Here is a 15,641-nt window from a genome sequence, read left to right as displayed (position 1 = left end):
CGGTGGGTCATCACCCCCCCCGCGCGGGGGGGTTTTTTTTTCGCGGTGGGGGGCGGGGGCGGCCCCCACGCGGGCCCCCCCCCCCCACCGCCACTCCCCGCGGCGGGCTCACCGGGCAAATCGCCTGTTTCGGGATCTAAGCACATGAATCCGGTGATTTTGCCGACGCGCCGCCGACATGCCCGGACGGCCCGCGCGAACGCCCTAAACAAGGACTCCCGTTCCTCTTCCCTTCGGGAGTCCTCGATGACGATCGCCCCCAGCAAGCTCTCCGACCCCGCCGTCCGCGCCTTCGTGACCGCGGTCAACGCCGGCGACCGCGACGCCTTCCTGGCCACGCTCACCCCCGGCGCGACCATGTCCGACGACGGCTCCGACCGCGACCTGGCCGACTGGACCGAGCGCGAGATCTTCTCCTCGCGCGGCCGGATGGACGTCCAGACCGAGTCCGGCCACGGCCACGCCCTGGTCGCCAACTTCACCAACGACACCTGGGGCGAGATGCGCACCGCCTGGCGCTTCACCGTCGACGGCGGGAAGATCAGCCGCTTCGAGACCGGCCAGGCGTAGGGATCGGCAGGGCTCAGGACAGCCCTAGGCACCCCCGCACCGCGCGGATCAGGTTGCGCGAGCGCACGTCCCCGGTGACGCCCGGCTGCATCCCGTTGGTGACGTACCCGAAGCCGAGCCCGAGCTCCGGGTCGGCGAAGCCCAGCGAGCCGCCCCGGCCCGGGTGGCCGAAGCTCGCCGGGGAGGCCATCGGCGCGGTCGGGCCGTGCCGCCAGAAGCCCAGGCCGAAGGTCGAGTTGACGATCAGCACCCGGTCCGGGCCGTTCACCACCGGCCCGACCGCACGGGCCAGCACCTCCGGGCCGAACAGCGGGGGCAGCAGCGCGCCGGAGCCGTCCGGGCGGTCGGCCGCGCCGATCAGCGCCGCGTAGAACCGGGCCACCGAACGGGCCGTGCCGATGCCGTTCGCGCCGGGGATCTCGGCGGCCTGCACCACCGGGTCGTTCATGTCCACCCCGGGCAGCACCGAGGCGAAGGCCCGGGCGGTCAGCGAGGCCGGGTCCTGGTAGGCGTCCCGGACGGACTGCTTGGGCCGCAGCCGCAGCCCGCTCGGGCCGGTCCGGGCCGCCTCCGGGGCGGGCAGGTCGACCAGCTTGCCGACCCGGGGCGCGGCACCGGCCGGCAGCCCGATCCACAGGTCCAGCCCGAACGGCCGGGCGATCTCCTCGGCGAAGTACTGGCCGACGGTCCGGCCGCCCGCCCGCCGCACCACCTCGCCGACCAGCCAGCCGAAGGTGTACGGGTGGTAGCCGTGCGCCGTCCCGGGCTCCCAGGCGGGCTCCTGCGCGGCCACCGCGTCGACGGCGCGCTCCCAGGTCAGCACGTCGTCCAGGCTCAGCGGCACGTCCAGCGCCGGCACCCCGGCCCGGTGCGACAGCAGCCAGCGCACCGGCACCGCGCCCTTGCCGGCCGCCTTGAACTCCGGCCAGTACGAGGACACCGGCGCGTCCAGGTCGAGCAGGCCCCGCTCGGCCAGCAGCAGCGCGGTGGCCGCGGTCAGCCCCTTGGTCACCGAGCGCAGCACCTGGGCGGTGTCCGCCGTCCACGGCACCGCGGGCGCGGGCCGGCCGCCGACCTCGGGCCGGGCGTCGCCGCCCCACAGGTCGACCACCTTGCGGCCGCGCAGGTACAGCGCGAAGGCCGCGCCCAGTTCGCCGCACTCGGCGAAGTTCCGCGCGAAGGCCTCCCGTACCGGCTTGAACCCCTCGGCCGTCTCGCCCCAGATCTCCACCACCGCGCGCCGTCCTCAGCCCGTTCGTCGACGTTCGAATACCTCGGTCCCGCGTTCGAAGCGGGCCCGGAAACCCTAACCTGTCGTTCATGACCAACCCTGCCGAAGAGCTGCTGGACATCGTCGACGAGAACGACCGGGTGGTCGGGACGGCGCTGCGGGGGGAGGTGTACCGCCGGGGGCTGACCCACCGCTGCGTCTTCATCATGGTCCGCGACCCGGCCGGGCGGATCTTCGTCCACCGGCGTACGGACACCAAGCTGTTCTCCCCCGGCGCGTACGACATGTGGGTCGGCGGCGTGGTCGGCTCCGGCGAGAGCTACGCCGACGCGGCCGTCCGGGAGGCCGAGGAGGAGCTCGGCGTCCGGGGCATCGCCCCGCGTCCGCTCTTCAAGTTCCTGTTCCGGGAGCCCGACGGCGGCAAGCTCTCCTGGTGGTGCGACATGTACGAGGCGGAGTGGGACGGCCCGGTCGCCCCGCAGGAGTCCGAGGTCGCCTGGCACGCCTGGCTCACCCCGGCCGAGCTCGCCGAACGCCTCGCCCGCGACACCTTCGTCGTCGACGGCCTGGAGGCCTACCGCCGCTACCTGGAGCTCAAGGCCGGGTAGCCCGCCGGCCGGGCCGGCGAGCGCGGGACAGGCCGCATGGGCCCGCGGACGGCCGCCGGATAGGCTGCGCGCATGGCCTCCCGTACGCCGTCGCCGACGGCCGACCGCGCAGCACGGACCGCCGCCGCCCCCGACCGGGGGGCCGCGGGCGAGCGGCCGCGCCGGCGGCTGAGCGTGGACGAGCGGCGGGAACAGCTGATCGCCGTGGCCCTGGAGCTGTTCAGCCGGCGCCCTCCGGAGGAGGTGTCGATCGACGACATCGCCGCCGCCGCGGGCGCCTCCCGGCCGCTGGTGTACCACTACTTCCCGGGCAAGCAGGCGCTGTACGAGGCCTCGCTGCGGCGCGCCGGGCGGGAGCTCTCGGCGCGTTTCGAGGAGCCGATGGAGGGGCCGCTGTCGGAGCGGCTGTTCCGGGTGATGGGCCGCTACCTGGACTTCGTGCAGAGCCACGGGCCCGGCTTCGCCGCGCTGCTGCGTGGCGGCTCGGTGGCGGCCAGCCCGGGCACCTCGGCGGTGATCGACGAGGTCCGCCGGGCGGCGCACGACCAGATCCTCGCCCACCTGGCCGTCCCGGCGCCGAGTCCCGGGCTGCGGCTGACCGTCCGGGCCTGGATCGCCAACGCGGAGATCACCTCGCTGGAGTGGCTGGCCGAGCGGTCCGTACCGCTGGAGGAGCTGCAGCTGCACCTGGTCCAGGAGTTCGTCGCCTCGCTCACCCTCACCGCCGCCCGGGAGCCCGCGCTGGCCGCCGAGCTGGCCTCCTTCTTCGCCGACGAGCGGCCCGAGGGGCCGTCCGGGCGGCTGGTCCAGGACCTCGTCGGGCTGTTCGCCGTCCCCGGCATCCTCGACGCGCTCACCGCGCTGGCCGCTCCGACGGCCGGGTCGGCACCCGTCCCGGCGCCCGCCCCGACGGCCGCGGCGCCCGTGGACGAACCGTCCGCGCAGGCCACGGAAGGGTCCGCCGACGCCTCCCCGGCGTGATCATCGGGTGATCCTGCGGTTCGGTGCCGACGGTGGGCTCTGATAGGAATGGGCGGGGACCTGACGACCCGCCGCCCAGGCGGTTCCGGTCCCACCCGAACCACCGATCGCAGACGGAGCAGAGCGGGGGGCTCACCAGTTGACCCAGGACGTCCAGTTCAGTGCGGAGGCCAACCCCTTCGCGGCAGCCGAGCAGGTCAGCGCGACCCTCGGCACGCTCACCGACGCCCTCTTCGACGAGCACACCTCGCGCCACCCGGCCGCCGCGCTCAGCACCCCGAAGCCGGCCGAACACCCCGCCGCCGAGGCCCTGTTCGGCCTGCCGCTGGCACCCAACGGCCCGGTGCACGAGGCCCTCGACCGGCTCGGCACGGTACTCACCGCCGGAACGGCCCGGCCCGGCAGCGGCGCCCGGGTCGCCGACCGGGTGACGACCGCACTGCACCACCGCTACGGCGGCGGCGCGGTGCGCGGCGCCATCGCCGACCGGGGCACCACCTCGGCCGCGCTGTTCCAGCTGCCGGTCACCGGCGAGTTCGCCGACGCCAAGCTGCGCCCGCCGTTCGCCCCGGCCCTGGCCGCGCTGGCGGCCGGTCAGCAGACCCGGCAGCCGGTCGAACTGGCCACCGGCGCGGGCGCCGAGGTCCGACTGGTCGTCCCGCCGGGCTTCCACCCGCTGACCTCCCCCGGCGGGCCCGCCGGGGTCACCGCCCGGGCCGTGCCCGCCGGCCCGGCGGACACCGCCGATGACGCCGACCGGGCCACCCTCGCGGCGGCCGCCGAACTCACCGGGCACCTGGCCGAGGTCGCCGAGGAGCTGTTCGGCGCCACCGGGCCGGAGCCGCGCCGCGACTTCGCGGTGATCACCGCGACCCTGACCGACCTGCTCCACGACGCGGGCGTCCGCTACGCGGGCGTGTGCGCGCTGGAGGTGGACGGGCGCGCCTCCGAGGCCACCCTGGTCGTCTCGCTCGCCCGGCACCCGCTGCCGATCACCGAGCTCGCCACCGAACTGGCCACCGTACGGCGGCACGCCGAGGTCTGGACGGTGCTGCTGCCCGCCGGGCCGGCCGCCGTCCTGGTCGAGGGCCGGACCGTGCCGGTGCCCGGGGCGCTGGCCGCCGACGGGCAGCGCCGCTGGGTGGTCACCTCGGCCGTCCAGGCCTTCGTACCGCTGCCGGACCGCGGGACGGTGCTGTGCGCCCAGCTGTCCACGGCCCGGCCGGAGGACTGGGAGCTGTACACCGAGGCGTTCGCGGAGCTGTTGAAGAGCATCCAGTTCGGCTGGGACGGCGAGTCGCTCCGGACCCCGGCCGCGCCCGCGCCGGAGGCCCCGCCCGTCGCTCCGCCCGTCCCGGTGCCCCCGCCCGCCGCCCCGGCGGCGGACCAGGAGGAGAAGCCGGTACACCTGCGCGGCACCCCGGTGCGCATCCCGCCCGCCGACTTCAACCCCTTCGCCCCGGTCGCGGAGGAGCCCGCGGCGACCGCCCCCGCGGCGGACGCGGCGGCTCCGGCCCCGCGCAAGGGCACCCCGGTGATGATCCCGCCGCCGGACTTCGACCCCTTCGGCATCTCCGGCACCACCCCCACCACGGACGGACCGGCCGCGCCGCCCGCCGGGGGCGCCCAGGCACCGGACCCGTTCGGCACCACGATCGCCGCCGAGCCGAAGCCCGACCCGTTCGGCACCACCGTCGCCGCCCAGGGCCCCGCCGTCCCTCCGCCGCCCTCGACCCCGCCGCTGATCCCGGCCCGGCCCGCCCCGGCGGCGACACCGACGGCGGCCCCCGCGACGGACGCCGCGGCCGCTCCGGCCCCGCGCAAGGGCACCCCGGTGATGATCCCGCCGCCGGACTTCGACCCCTTCGGCATCTCCGGCACCACCCCCACCACGGACGGACCGGAGGCCGAAGCCGACACCGCGGACGACGCCGCGCCGGAGCACCGGCCGTTCGGCTGACCGACGACGGCCGGGGGCCTTTCCGGTGCGGTTCACCGCCTCAAAAAGCCGCCGGCCGTCAGCCGCTCCCCCGCACCGCGATCAGCGCCTCCACCCCGTCCAGCATCCGCGCCAGCCCGAACTCGAACAGCGCGTCCAGGCCCATGTCGATCTCCGGCCCCCGGTTCAGCGCGTCGAACATCGGGAACCGCTCCGGGTCCGTCATCAGCAGGTCGTGGTCCCGGTCGTCCAGCCGGTCCATCCACTCGTCCGCGGACATCCCGCTGTCCTGCTCGGCCTGCGCCTCCCGCTCGAAGTGGACCGCCAGCCCGCAGGTGAAGGCCGCCAGGCTGACCGAGGCCTGGGCCATCTCCGCCAGGCTCAGCCCCGTCCCCGCCAGCGCCGCCAGCGACCGCTCGGTGTGCAGCGCCGCGTCGGGCGCCAGCACCGGGCGGGTGAAGGACATGGTGGAGGCCAGCCACGGGTGGCGCCGGTAGATCCGCCACTGCAGGCGTGCGATCTCGTCCAGGCCCGTCCGCCAGTCCGGCGCCGGTGCCCCGGGCAGCGGCTGTTCGCCGAAGGCCTTGTCCAGCATCAGCCGCAACAGCTCGTCCTTGCCGGGCACATGGCGGTAGAGCGACATGGTCGCCATGCCCAGCTCGGTCGCGATCCGACGCATCGACAGCGCCGCGAGCCCCTCGGCGTCGGCCACCTGCACCGCCACCGCGACGATCCGCTCCCGGCCGAGCTCCCGCTCGCCGCCCTTCGCCCGCCGCCGCCCGCCCGTCGGCGCCGGGGTCGCGACCGGCGCCACGGCAGGAGCGGCGGCAGGACCCGCGGCCGGAGCCGGACTCCCGGCGGGCGCAGCCGGCGGAGCCGCCGGCCGGGCCGCCACCACCGTCCCCACCCCGGGGACGGCCCGCACCAGGCCCTCCTCGCGCAGGCGGTTCAGCACCTTGGTCGCGGTGGCCATCGCCACGCCCCACTCCTGCACGATCCGCCGCGTCGAGGGCACCCGGGCGCCCGGCCGCAACTCCCCCACCGCGATCCGACGTCGGAGCTCGGCCGTGATCCGCTCCGAGGGCGACCCGCTCTCCACCACACCACCACCCGCTCGACCCGACACGCCCTCGCGTCGCGGCCGCCCACGCTAGCAGCGCCGGCCGCCGACCGTACGGTCCCGACCGGCCTGCGCGGCGCCCGGGTTCAGCCGGCCCGGCGCGCCAGGTGCACCACGTCCGGCACGCCCCGGCTCACCGGGACCTCCTCGGTCACGACGTCCGAGAACCCGGCGGCCCGCAGCGCCTCCTCGAAGTCCGTCGAGGGCTGGGCGCTCCACACCGCCAGCACCCCGCCGGGCCGCAGCCGGTGCCACAGCACCGCGAGCCCGTCCGCCCCGTAGAGCCCGGCGTTGGAGTCGGTGACGGTCCAGTCCGGCCCGTTGTCGATGTCCAGGCACAGCGCGTCGTAGCGCTCGCCGTCGGCGGCGGCCAGGTACTCCAGCAGGTCGGTGTGGATCACCGAGACCCGCGCGTCGTCCAGCGCGCCGTCGGAGAAGCCGCCGAGCGGGCCGGAGCGGTGCCAGTCGATGATCGCGCTCTCCCGCTCGACGACGGCGATCCGCCCCCAGCGCGGTTCGGCGGCCGCGTACGCGAGGGAGAAGCCGACCCCGAGTCCGCCGATCAGCACCGACGGCGCGGCCGGGCCGGCGCCGGTGCGGTCCAGTTCGTCCAAGGCCGCCTGGATCAGCAGCCGTTCGGAGCGCCCGTCCGCGGTGTCCATCAGGAAGCAGCCGTTGGCGATGATCTCGTAGTGCCGGCCGCGCTGCCGCAGCACCACCTCGCCGTACGGGCCCTCCCGCCGGTCGAGCGTGACGACAGCCTCGTGGGCGTCCCGTTCGGGCAGTGCGGTGGTCATGCTTTCTCCTCGGCGGACTCGGCGGCGTGCTTCGCCCCGTGGGGGGCGATCCCCGCCCGACGATAACCGAGTCCCGCCCACCGGACCGAGTGATCGAACCGGGCCGGTGGGCGGCGGGACACGCGTACGACTGCCGCGCCCGCACCGCCCAGGTCGCCCAGGTCGCTCAGGTCGCTCAGGTCGTGAGCAGCACCCCCGCGTACGACACCCCCGCGACCACCACCCAGGACCCGAGCCCGAGCAGCGCGATCCGCCCACCGGTCTTCGCCATGGTCGGCAGGTGCACCGCACTGCCGAGCCCGAACAGCGCGGCGGCCAGCAGCAGTTCCTGCGCGTCCCCGGCCAGGGTGAGGGCCCGCTCGGGCAGCACCCCGGTGGTCCGCAGCACGATCATCGCCAGGAAGCCCGCCACGAACAGCGGCACGATCGGCGGCCGACGGCCGGCCTTCGCCGCACCGTCCGCACCGTCCGAGCCGTCCGCGCCCGCCCGGCGCGCGGCGCGCGCGTTGCGCCGTACCGTCACGGCCACGCCCGCGACCAGCGGCGCCAGCAGCACCACCCGCATCAGCTTGACCAGCACGGCCTCGCGCAGCGCGCCGGGGCCACCGGTCTGCGCGGTGGCGACCACCTGCCCGACGTCGTGCACGCTCGCCCCGACCCAGCGCCCGAACTCGATCTCGCCGAGCCCCAACGGGTGCTGCAGCAAGGGCAGTACGGCGATCGCCAGGGTTCCGCACAGGGTGACCAGCGCGACCGAGGAGGCGACGTCCTCCTCCTCGCTGCCCGCGGCCTGGCTGACCGCGCCGATCGCCGAGGCCCCGCAGATCGAGTACCCGGTGGCGACCAGCAGCGGCTGGTCGCCGGGCAGCCCGAGCCGCCGGCCCAGCCAGAGCGTGCCGGCGAAGGTGGCGGCGACCACGGTGAGCACCATCGCGACGGTGGCCCAGCCGAGGCCGAGCACGTCGTCCAGGCTGAGCTTGAGTCCGAGCAGCACGATCCCGAGCCGCATCAGCCGCTTCCCGGCCGTCGACAGCCCGGACCGGGCGACCCCGCGGACCACCGGGCGCAGCCCGGGCAGGTGGGCCGCCGCCATGCCGAGCACGACGGCGGCGGTGAGCTTGGGCACGGCGGGGACGGCCGCGTGGACGGCGATCGCGGCGGCCACCCCGACCGCCGCGAGCAGCAGACCGGGGGCGTCCCCGCCGAGCGGGGGGAGCGAGCGGGTACGGGTGGCCCGCTCGCGGAGGGTGAGTGCCACGCCGCCGCTCACCGCTCCTGGTCGGCGGGGAGCTGGTACACCCGCCGGATGCTGGTGCCGAGCCGGGAGACGTCCGCGCCGTACACGTGGATGGAGATGGCGGTGGTGCCGCAGGCGTTGCGCACCAGGTGGATGTCGCCGGGCGGGGCGAAGGCGGCGACCGTCCCGGCCGGGCCGGCCACGTGCTCGGTCTCGACCAGGCGGGAGGTGCGCCCGTCGGAGATCAGCCGGTAGCGGGTCTCGCTCTCCTGGCCCCGGTGGACGCCGGCCACGCACCAGGAGACGTGGTCGTGGATCGGGGTCTGCTGGCCGGGCAGCCAGACCAGGGCGACGACGGAGAAGCTGCCGTCGGCCTCGGCGTGCACGACGTGCTGGCGGTAGCGCTGCGGGTCGCCCTCGCACTGGGCGGGGGTGAGCAGCGCGTCGGGGCCGTCGGGGGCGGCGAGCAGGTGGGGGGCGAGGCGTTCGCCGACCAGGTACGCGGTGAGTTCGGGGGGCAGTCCGCGGTCCACGACGGCGCGGATCTCGCTGACCAGTGCGGTCATCCGCTCGGTGAGCCGGTCGCTGCCGACCGTGGCTGGGGGTGTCATGCCAGCAGGTTCGGGCCACCCGACCTATCACGTCCAACGAGGGTTTCTAAGCATCACCCCTACTCATGCTTATGGATTACCCCAGCCCGCCGGCGCCCGCGGCGCCCGGTCAGCAGCCGACCCGGCTCGCCGCCGCCTGCCGCAGGTGGTCCAGCACCAGCCCGGTGGCCGGGATCCGCCGGTGCTCGCGCAGCACGTACGCGCTCACCTGCCGCCGCAGGTGCGGCTCGACGGCGCGCCCGGTGACCTTGCGGTGGCACATGAAGGAGAGCACCAGCGCGGGCATCAGCGCGATCCCCACCCCGGCGGCGACCAGGCTCTGCACCGCCAGGTTGTCGTCGGTGGAGAACACGATGTCGGGCGCGAAGCCCTCCTCCGCGCAGACGTGCAGCAGGTTGGCCCGGCAGCGCGGGCAGCCGGCGATCCAGCGCTCGCCGTCGAGGTCGGCCAGCCGGACGGCGTGCCGGCGGCCGAGCGGGTGCCCGACCGGCAGCAGCACCGTGAGCAGGTCCTCCATCAGCGGGATCTCGTCCAGTCCGTCCGGCAGCTCGGTGGCCTGGCCGGGGTAGCGGAAGGCCAGCGCGATGTCGCACTCCCCGCGCAGCAGCCGCTGGACGGAGTCCGGCGGCTCGGCTTCCAGCAGCTCGACCCGGACGCCGGGGTGCTCGGCGAGCAGCCGGGCCATCGCCTCGGGTATCAGGGTGGCGTTGGCGCTGGGGAACGCGCAGACCCGGACCCGCCCGGCGCGCAGCCGGGCGAGCGCGGCGAGTTGCTGCTGGGCCGCGGAGAGGCTGCCGAGGATCAGCTCGGCGTGCCGGGAGAGCGCCTCGCCGGCCTCGGTGAGCCGCAGGCCGCGCCCGGCGCGGGTGAACAGCGGGACGCCGACGGTGCGTTCGAGCGCCTTCATCTGCTGGGTGATCGCGGGCTGGGTGTAGCCGAGTTCCCGGGCCGCGGCCGAGTAGGAACCGGCCCGGACGACTTCGTGGAACGTCCTGATGTGCCGCGAGTCGAACACCGGCTCCATGGCCCCTCCGCCCGGTCGTCTGCCGCCTGCCTCCGCAATCATAAGAGGAATTTGGAGGTCCAGGCCTCGACCCCTTCGGCACCTATGGTTCAGTCCCGAACCGCCCGTCCCACCGGTGCGGCCGCCCGGGTCCTCACCGGGCCGACGGCGGAAGCCCCATCGCCACCCCCGCCTTGGCCACCGGTGCCCCGCCCCGCACGCTCGGACTGCGCCGGCTGCGCCGCTCGACCCAGCGGGCGAGCCAGGACAGCAGCAGGCACATCCCGATGTAGATCGGCGCGATCACCATCACCACCGGGATGAACGGCAGGTCGTAGTCCAGGTTGGTGGCGATCAGCTTCCCCGCGTGCAGGAACTCCTCGTAGGTGATCAGGAAGCCGAGCGAGGTGTCCTTGAGCGCGACCACCAGCTGGCTGATGATCGCCGGCAGCATCGCCCGGTTGGCCTGCGGCACCAGCACGTACGTCATCACCTGGGTCTTGCGCATCCCCAGCGCGTACGCGGCCTCCCGCTGGCCCTTGGGCACCGCGAGCACGCCGGCCCGGAACACCTCGGCCAGCACCGAGCCGTTGTAGAGCACCAGCCCGGCCACCAGCGCCCAGAGCGGCTGCACCTTGAGGGCGACGAACACGAAGAAGATCATCACCAGCAGCGGCATGGCCCGGAAGAACTCCACCACCAGCGTGGAGAACCAGCGCACCACCCGGTGGTCGGACAGCCGCCCGGCCGCGAACAGCGCGCCGAAGGGCAGCGCGAACAGCGCCGTCCAGCCGAAGGCCTGGAGGGTGTTGCCCAGCCCGCGCAGCAGCAGGTCCTGCACGCCCCGGTACTCGAAGGGCTCCCACTTGGCGTAGGTGAACTGGTGGGTGTGGAACAGCATGTAGACGATCCAGCCGATCAGCGCCGCGATCAGCAGCAGCGCGATCCCGCCGTACAGCCGGTGCCGGGCCAGCGCCTTCGGGCCGGGGATGTCGTACAGCGCCGAGGCTCCAACGGTCATCGGGACACCGCCACTCGTCGTTCCAGCAGGTTGAAGACGGCACTGACGGCCAGGGTGATGATCAGGTAGCCGACGGCGATCCAGACGAAGGTCCAGACGATGCTGTAGCCCAGCTCGTTGATGGTCCGGTAGGTGCCCAGCAGCTCGGTCACGCTGAACGAACCGGCGATCGCCGTGTTCTTCGCCAGCGCGATCATCACGCTGCCGATCGGCGCCACCACCGAGCGGTACGCCTGCGGCAGCACCACCAGGCCCATCGTCTGCCCGAAGCTCATCCCCAGGCTGCGGGCCGCCTCGCCCTGCCCGGGCGGCACGGTGTTGATGCCCGAGCGCATCGCCTCGCAGACGAAGGCCGAGGTGTAGCAGCCGAGCGCCAGCACGGCGAAGGTGTAGAAGGGCAGCGTGATGTCGAACCGGGGCAGGCCCAGCACCACGATGAAGAACAGCAGGGTCAGCGGCGTGTTGCGCAGCAGCGTCACCCACACCGTCCCGAACACCCGCAGCGGCCGGACGGGCGAGACCCGGAAGCCCGCGATCAGCACGCCCAGCAGCAGTGACAGCACGGCGCTCACCGCGAACAGCGAGAGCGTGCCGAGGAAGCCGTCCCAGTAGGTCGACCAGTTGTCGGTCAGCGTTTTCACGGCGCGGCCCTCTCAGTACCGGTCGATCGGCGGCGGGGTGGGCGCGGCTTCCCCGGACAGCCCGAGGGTCGCGTCGAAGGCCTTCTTCCAGTCGCCGTTCTGCTCGTGGTGCGCCAACGCGTCGTCCAGCGCCCCGCGCAGCACGGTGTCGTTCTTCGGCGTGCCGATCCCGTACGGCTCGGTGGAGAACAGCGGGCCCACCACCTTGAGCTCGTCCGGGACCTTGGCCGCGTAGCCCAGCAGGATCGCGTTGTCCGTGGTGACGGCGTCGACCTGGCCGGTGATCAGGTTGTCCACGCAGGCCGAGTAGGTGTCGTAGCCGATCAGGTGCGCCTTGGGGTACTGCGACTGGATGCGCTGGTACGGCGTCGAGCCGGCCGCCGAGCAGACCTTCTTGCCGTTCAGGTCCTGCGGACCGTGGATGCTGTTGTCGTTCTTGCGCACCAGCAGCGACTGCCCCGCGATGAAGTACGGCCCGGCGAAGCCGACCAGCTTCTTCCGGTTGTCGTTGATGGTGTAGGTGCCGACGTAGTAGTCCACCTGGCCGTTCTGCAGCGCGGTCTCGCGGTTGGCCGAGGCGATGGTCTTGAACTGGATCCGCTCCGGCGGGAAGCCGAGCGAGGCGCCGACCATCTTGGCGATCTCGATGTCGAAGCCGGAGTACACGCCGGTGGCCGGGTTCTTCTGGCCCAGGTACGGCTGGTCCTCCTTGGCGCCGACCACCAGGTGGCCCCGGCCGCGGGCGGCGTCCAGGGTCGACGAGCCGGTGATCGAGGCGGCGTCCTGCACCTGGTAGCTGGGCAGCGCGCTGGGCTGGGGGCCCTTGGGGGGCGGGGTGCCGGCCTTGCCGCAGCCGGTCGCCAGCACGGCGAGCAGCAGGGCCGCGGCGGTCAGGCGTGCGCGCATCCGCGCGGCGGGCGTCGTCCTTCGGTTCACGGCGCCGCCCTCAGTGCTTCAGGATCTTGGACAGGAAGTCCCGGGCGCGCTCGCTCTCGGGGGCGTTGAAGAAGGCCTCCGGGGCGCGGTCCTCGACGATCCGGCCGTCCGCCATGAACACCACCCGGTTCGCCGACGCCCGGGCGAAGCCCATCTCGTGGGTGACCACGACCATCGTCATGCCCTCGCTGGCGAGCTGGCGCATCACGTCCAGCACCTCGTTGATCATCTCGGGGTCGAGGGCCGAGGTGGGCTCGTCGAACAGCAGCGCCTTGGGGTCCATCGCCAGCGCCCGGGCGATCGCCACCCGCTGCTGTTGTCCGCCGGAGAGCTGGGCCGGGTACTTGTCGGCCTGCGACGCCAGCCCGACCCGCTCCAGCAGCGCCCGGGACTTGGTCTCCGCCTCGGCCTTGGCCCGGCCGCGCACCTTGATCTGGGCGAGCGAGACGTTCTGCAGCACGGTCTTGTGCGCGAACAGGTTGAAGGACTGGAACACCATGCCGACCTCGGCGCGCAGCCGGGCCAGCCCCTTGCCCTCCGCGGGCAGGGGCTGCCCGTCGATCAGGATGGTGCCGCGTTCGATCGGCTCCAGCCGGTTGATCGCCCGGCAGAGCGTGGACTTCCCGGAGCCGGACGGTCCGATCACCACGACGACCTCGCCGCGACCGACCGTCAGCTCGATGTCCTGCAGCACGTGCAGCTCGCCGAAGTGCTTGTTGACCCCGCGCAGCTCGATCAGCGGGGTGAAGGCCGGGGAACCGGTCGGGGCCGGTTCGGGGGCGGTGCTCACCGGCCGCGCCGTCCCTTCAACAGCCAGCCAAGCACCCCGCCGGCGAGCAGCGTCGCCAGCAGCGCGATCCAGAGCGGCGCGGTCACGGTGAACACCCAGAACTGGATCTTGACCTTGTCGAGGTTGGCGAACAGGAACCACACCGCGAGGATCACGATGACGCCGATCCCGATGTACCGCGTGGGGATCCCGCCGATCTCGCTGCGCTGAGGCCGGGACGAGCCGTCTGAAGTCTTGGTCACCGGAGCAGTCTGCTGTCCGGGCTGACGATTTGCCCGGTTACGCGCCCTTACCGGCGAGGGAGTAACCCGCACGGGGCAATCCGGCCCCGAGCGGGTTTCGAACCCGCGTCACTCTCCCCCGCCCGCGCCTACCGCTGGCGCTCGTCCCGCCAGGAGCGCCAGAGCGCCGCGTACGGGCCGCCGGCCGCGACCAGCTCCGGGTGGCTGCCGTACTCGCTGATCCGCCCGCCCTCGACCACCGCGATCACGTCCGCGTCGTGCGCGGTGTGCAGCCGGTGGGCGATCGCGATGACCGTACGGCCCTCCAGCACCCGGGACAGCGACCGCTCCAGGTGCCGGGCGGCCCGCGGGTCCAGCAGCGAGGTGGCCTCGTCCAGCACCAGGGTGTGCGGATCCGCCAGCACCAGCCGGGCCAGGGCGAGCTGCTGCGCCTGCGGCGCGGTCAGCGCGGTGCCGCCGGAGCCGACCTCGGTGTCCAGGCCGTCCGGGAGGGCGTCCACCCAGGCCCCGGCGTCCACCGCGTCCAGCGCGGCCCGCAGTCCGGTGTCGTCCGCCTCGGGCGCGGCGAGCCGCAGGTTGTCCCGCAGGGTGCCGACGAACACGTGGTGCTCCTGGTTGACCAGGGCGACCTCCGCCCGCACCCGCTCCGCGGGCATCCGGGACAGCGCCGCCCCGCCGAGGGTGACACTGCCGCGGCCGGGCGCGTAGATCCCGGCCAGCAGCCGCCCGAGGGTGGACTTGCCCGCCCCGGACGGGCCGACCAGCGCGACCCGGCTGCCCGGGGCGACGTCCAGGCTGATCCCGTGCAGCACGTCCGCGCCCTCGCGGTAGCCGAAGCGGACGTCCCGGGCCTCGACCCGGCGGCCCTCCGGGCGGGCCGACTCGTCGCCCTGGTGCTCCGGCACCTCGTGCACGCCGACCAGCCGGGCCAACGAGGCCTGCCCGATCTGCAGTTCGTCGTACCAGCGCAGGATCAGGTCGACCGGGCCGGTGAGCATCTGCGCGTACAGCACGCCGGTGGTCAACTGGCCGACGGTGAGCCAACCCCGGAGGGTGAGCAGCCCGCCGACCACCAGGGTGGCCAGCACCGCCAAGGTGTAGACGGCGTCGATGGTCGGGAACCAGACCGAGCGCAGCCACAGGGTGTAGCGCTCCCAGGCCAGCCACTCGCGCAGCTTGCGGTCCGTCAGCCGGACCCGCTGCTCGCCCAGGCGCAGTGTCTCGACCGTCCGCCCGGCGTCCACCGTCTCGGCCAGCACGTTGCTGACCGCCGCGTACCCGGCCGCCTCGTTGCGGTAGGACTGCGGGGCGCGCCGGAAGTACCAGCGGGAGCTGGCCAGCAGCAGCGGCAGCCCGACCAGTGAGGTCAGCGCGAGCAGCGGCGAGGTGACCAGCAGGGCGCCGAGCACCAGCAGCAGGGACACCACCGCGACGGCGAGTTCGGGCACCGCCTCGCGCACCGACTTGTCCAGCCGGTCGATGTCGGTGGTGCCGCGGGAGACCAGGTCCCCGGTGCCGGCGCGTTCCAGCACGCCGGTCGGCAGCGCGACCGAGCGGACCAGGAAGTCCTCGCGCAGGTCGGCCAGCACCCGCTCGCCGAGCACCGCGCCGCGCAGCCGCGACCAGCCGGTGAACGCGGACTGCACGACCAGCGCCAGCAGGTACCAGCCGACCGCCACCGCGATGGTGGCCCCGGCGGTGCCGGTGGCCAGCGACTCGACCAGGTTGCCGAGCACCCAGGGCCCGACCAGCCCGGCCAGGGTGGCCACCGAGTGCAGCGACACCACCGTGGCGAACCCGCCCCGGTGCCGCCGGGCCAGCACCCCCAGGTAGCCGCGCACGGCGGCCGGGGAGCCGACCGGCAGGGTGGTGACCGGCCCCTGCTCCTGGTGGACGGGGGGCTTCATGACGTAC

Annotated in this window: 16 protein-coding genes; 4 read left to right on the top strand and 12 right to left on the bottom strand. The window is 74.3% G+C overall.

What is annotated here, in order from left to right:
* The first annotated feature begins 246 nt into the window (after positions 1-246).
* A complete protein-coding gene (locus tag ACFXOZ_RS11730) occupies positions 247-570 on the top strand; it encodes a nuclear transport factor 2 family protein (protein WP_375897323.1) in 324 nt (107 codons plus the stop codon).
* 13 nt (positions 571-583) lie between these two features.
* Here ACFXOZ_RS11730 and ACFXOZ_RS11725 read toward each other — a convergent pair whose 3' ends face one another.
* On the bottom strand, positions 584-1,804 hold the full coding sequence (locus tag ACFXOZ_RS11725; protein WP_380589616.1) for a serine hydrolase domain-containing protein: 1,221 nt from the start codon (positions 1,802-1,804) through the stop codon (positions 584-586).
* Between the two features lie 86 nt (positions 1,805-1,890).
* Here ACFXOZ_RS11725 and ACFXOZ_RS11720 point away from each other — a divergent pair, with 86 nt between their 5' ends.
* From ACFXOZ_RS11720 to ACFXOZ_RS11710, 3 genes are all read left to right on the top strand, one after another.
* A complete protein-coding gene (locus ACFXOZ_RS11720; RefSeq protein ID WP_380589613.1) occupies positions 1,891-2,409 on the top strand; it encodes an NUDIX hydrolase in 519 nt (172 codons plus the stop codon).
* A gap of 72 nt (positions 2,410-2,481) precedes the next feature.
* Positions 2,482-3,390: a TetR/AcrR family transcriptional regulator gene (locus tag ACFXOZ_RS11715; protein ID WP_375897317.1), complete on the top strand. Its 909-nt coding sequence runs from the start codon at positions 2,482-2,484 to the stop codon at positions 3,388-3,390.
* 139 nt (positions 3,391-3,529) lie between these two features.
* Positions 3,530-5,350, top strand: coding sequence for a hypothetical protein (locus tag ACFXOZ_RS11710; protein WP_380589610.1), 1,821 nt, complete (start codon positions 3,530-3,532; stop codon positions 5,348-5,350).
* A gap of 58 nt (positions 5,351-5,408) precedes the next feature.
* On the opposite strand, the gene ACFXOZ_RS11705 is transcribed toward ACFXOZ_RS11710, so the two are convergent.
* From ACFXOZ_RS11705 to ACFXOZ_RS11655, 11 genes are all read right to left on the bottom strand, one after another.
* Positions 5,409-6,428, bottom strand: coding sequence for a TetR/AcrR family transcriptional regulator C-terminal domain-containing protein (locus ACFXOZ_RS11705; RefSeq protein ID WP_380522629.1), 1,020 nt, complete (start codon positions 6,426-6,428; stop codon positions 5,409-5,411).
* A 107-nt stretch (positions 6,429-6,535) separates the two neighbouring features.
* Positions 6,536-7,246, bottom strand: coding sequence for a spermidine synthase (locus ACFXOZ_RS11700; protein ID WP_375885298.1), 711 nt, complete (start codon positions 7,244-7,246; stop codon positions 6,536-6,538).
* A gap of 175 nt (positions 7,247-7,421) precedes the next feature.
* Positions 7,422-8,504 carry a YeiH family protein gene (locus tag ACFXOZ_RS11695; protein WP_380589607.1) on the bottom strand — a complete coding sequence of 361 codons (1,083 nt, stop codon included), beginning with the start codon at positions 8,502-8,504 and terminating at the stop codon, positions 7,422-7,424.
* An 8-nt stretch (positions 8,505-8,512) separates the two neighbouring features.
* Complete coding sequence (locus ACFXOZ_RS11690; RefSeq protein ID WP_375885293.1) at positions 8,513-9,094, bottom strand: cysteine dioxygenase; 582 nt, start codon at positions 9,092-9,094, stop codon at positions 8,513-8,515.
* A 109-nt stretch (positions 9,095-9,203) separates the two neighbouring features.
* Positions 9,204-10,109, bottom strand: coding sequence for a LysR family transcriptional regulator (locus ACFXOZ_RS11685; protein WP_360238866.1), 906 nt, complete (start codon positions 10,107-10,109; stop codon positions 9,204-9,206).
* A gap of 142 nt (positions 10,110-10,251) precedes the next feature.
* Positions 10,252-11,118: an amino acid ABC transporter permease gene (locus tag ACFXOZ_RS11680; RefSeq protein ID WP_375885290.1), complete on the bottom strand. Its 867-nt coding sequence runs from the start codon at positions 11,116-11,118 to the stop codon at positions 10,252-10,254.
* Complete coding sequence (locus ACFXOZ_RS11675; RefSeq protein ID WP_375885288.1) at positions 11,115-11,759, bottom strand: amino acid ABC transporter permease; 645 nt, start codon at positions 11,757-11,759, stop codon at positions 11,115-11,117. Before ACFXOZ_RS11675 ends, ACFXOZ_RS11680 begins: the two co-directional genes overlap by 4 nt.
* 12 nt (positions 11,760-11,771) lie before the next feature.
* A complete protein-coding gene (locus ACFXOZ_RS11670; RefSeq protein ID WP_380589645.1) occupies positions 11,772-12,665 on the bottom strand; it encodes a glutamate ABC transporter substrate-binding protein in 894 nt (297 codons plus the stop codon).
* A 40-nt stretch (positions 12,666-12,705) separates the two neighbouring features.
* The gene (locus tag ACFXOZ_RS11665; RefSeq protein ID WP_375885320.1) at positions 12,706-13,434 is read right to left on the bottom strand and encodes an amino acid ABC transporter ATP-binding protein; all 729 of its coding nucleotides are present in this window, start codon (positions 13,432-13,434) and stop codon (positions 12,706-12,708) included.
* A 47-nt stretch (positions 13,435-13,481) separates the two neighbouring features.
* Positions 13,482-13,727 (bottom strand): LapA family protein, encoded by a 246-nt coding sequence (locus ACFXOZ_RS11660; protein ID WP_375885285.1) that lies wholly within the window; start codon positions 13,725-13,727, stop codon positions 13,482-13,484.
* 128 nt (positions 13,728-13,855) lie between these two features.
* Complete coding sequence (locus ACFXOZ_RS11655) at positions 13,856-15,634, bottom strand: ABC transporter ATP-binding protein (protein WP_380589604.1); 1,779 nt, start codon at positions 15,632-15,634, stop codon at positions 13,856-13,858.
* Positions 15,635-15,641: the final 7 nt, after the last annotated feature.

Origin of the sequence: Kitasatospora sp. NPDC059160 (assembly GCF_042755465.1) — a bacterium.
Classification (GTDB): domain Bacteria; phylum Actinomycetota; class Actinomycetes; order Streptomycetales; family Streptomycetaceae; genus Kitasatospora.
This window is presented reverse-complemented; position numbering and strand designations above follow the sequence as displayed.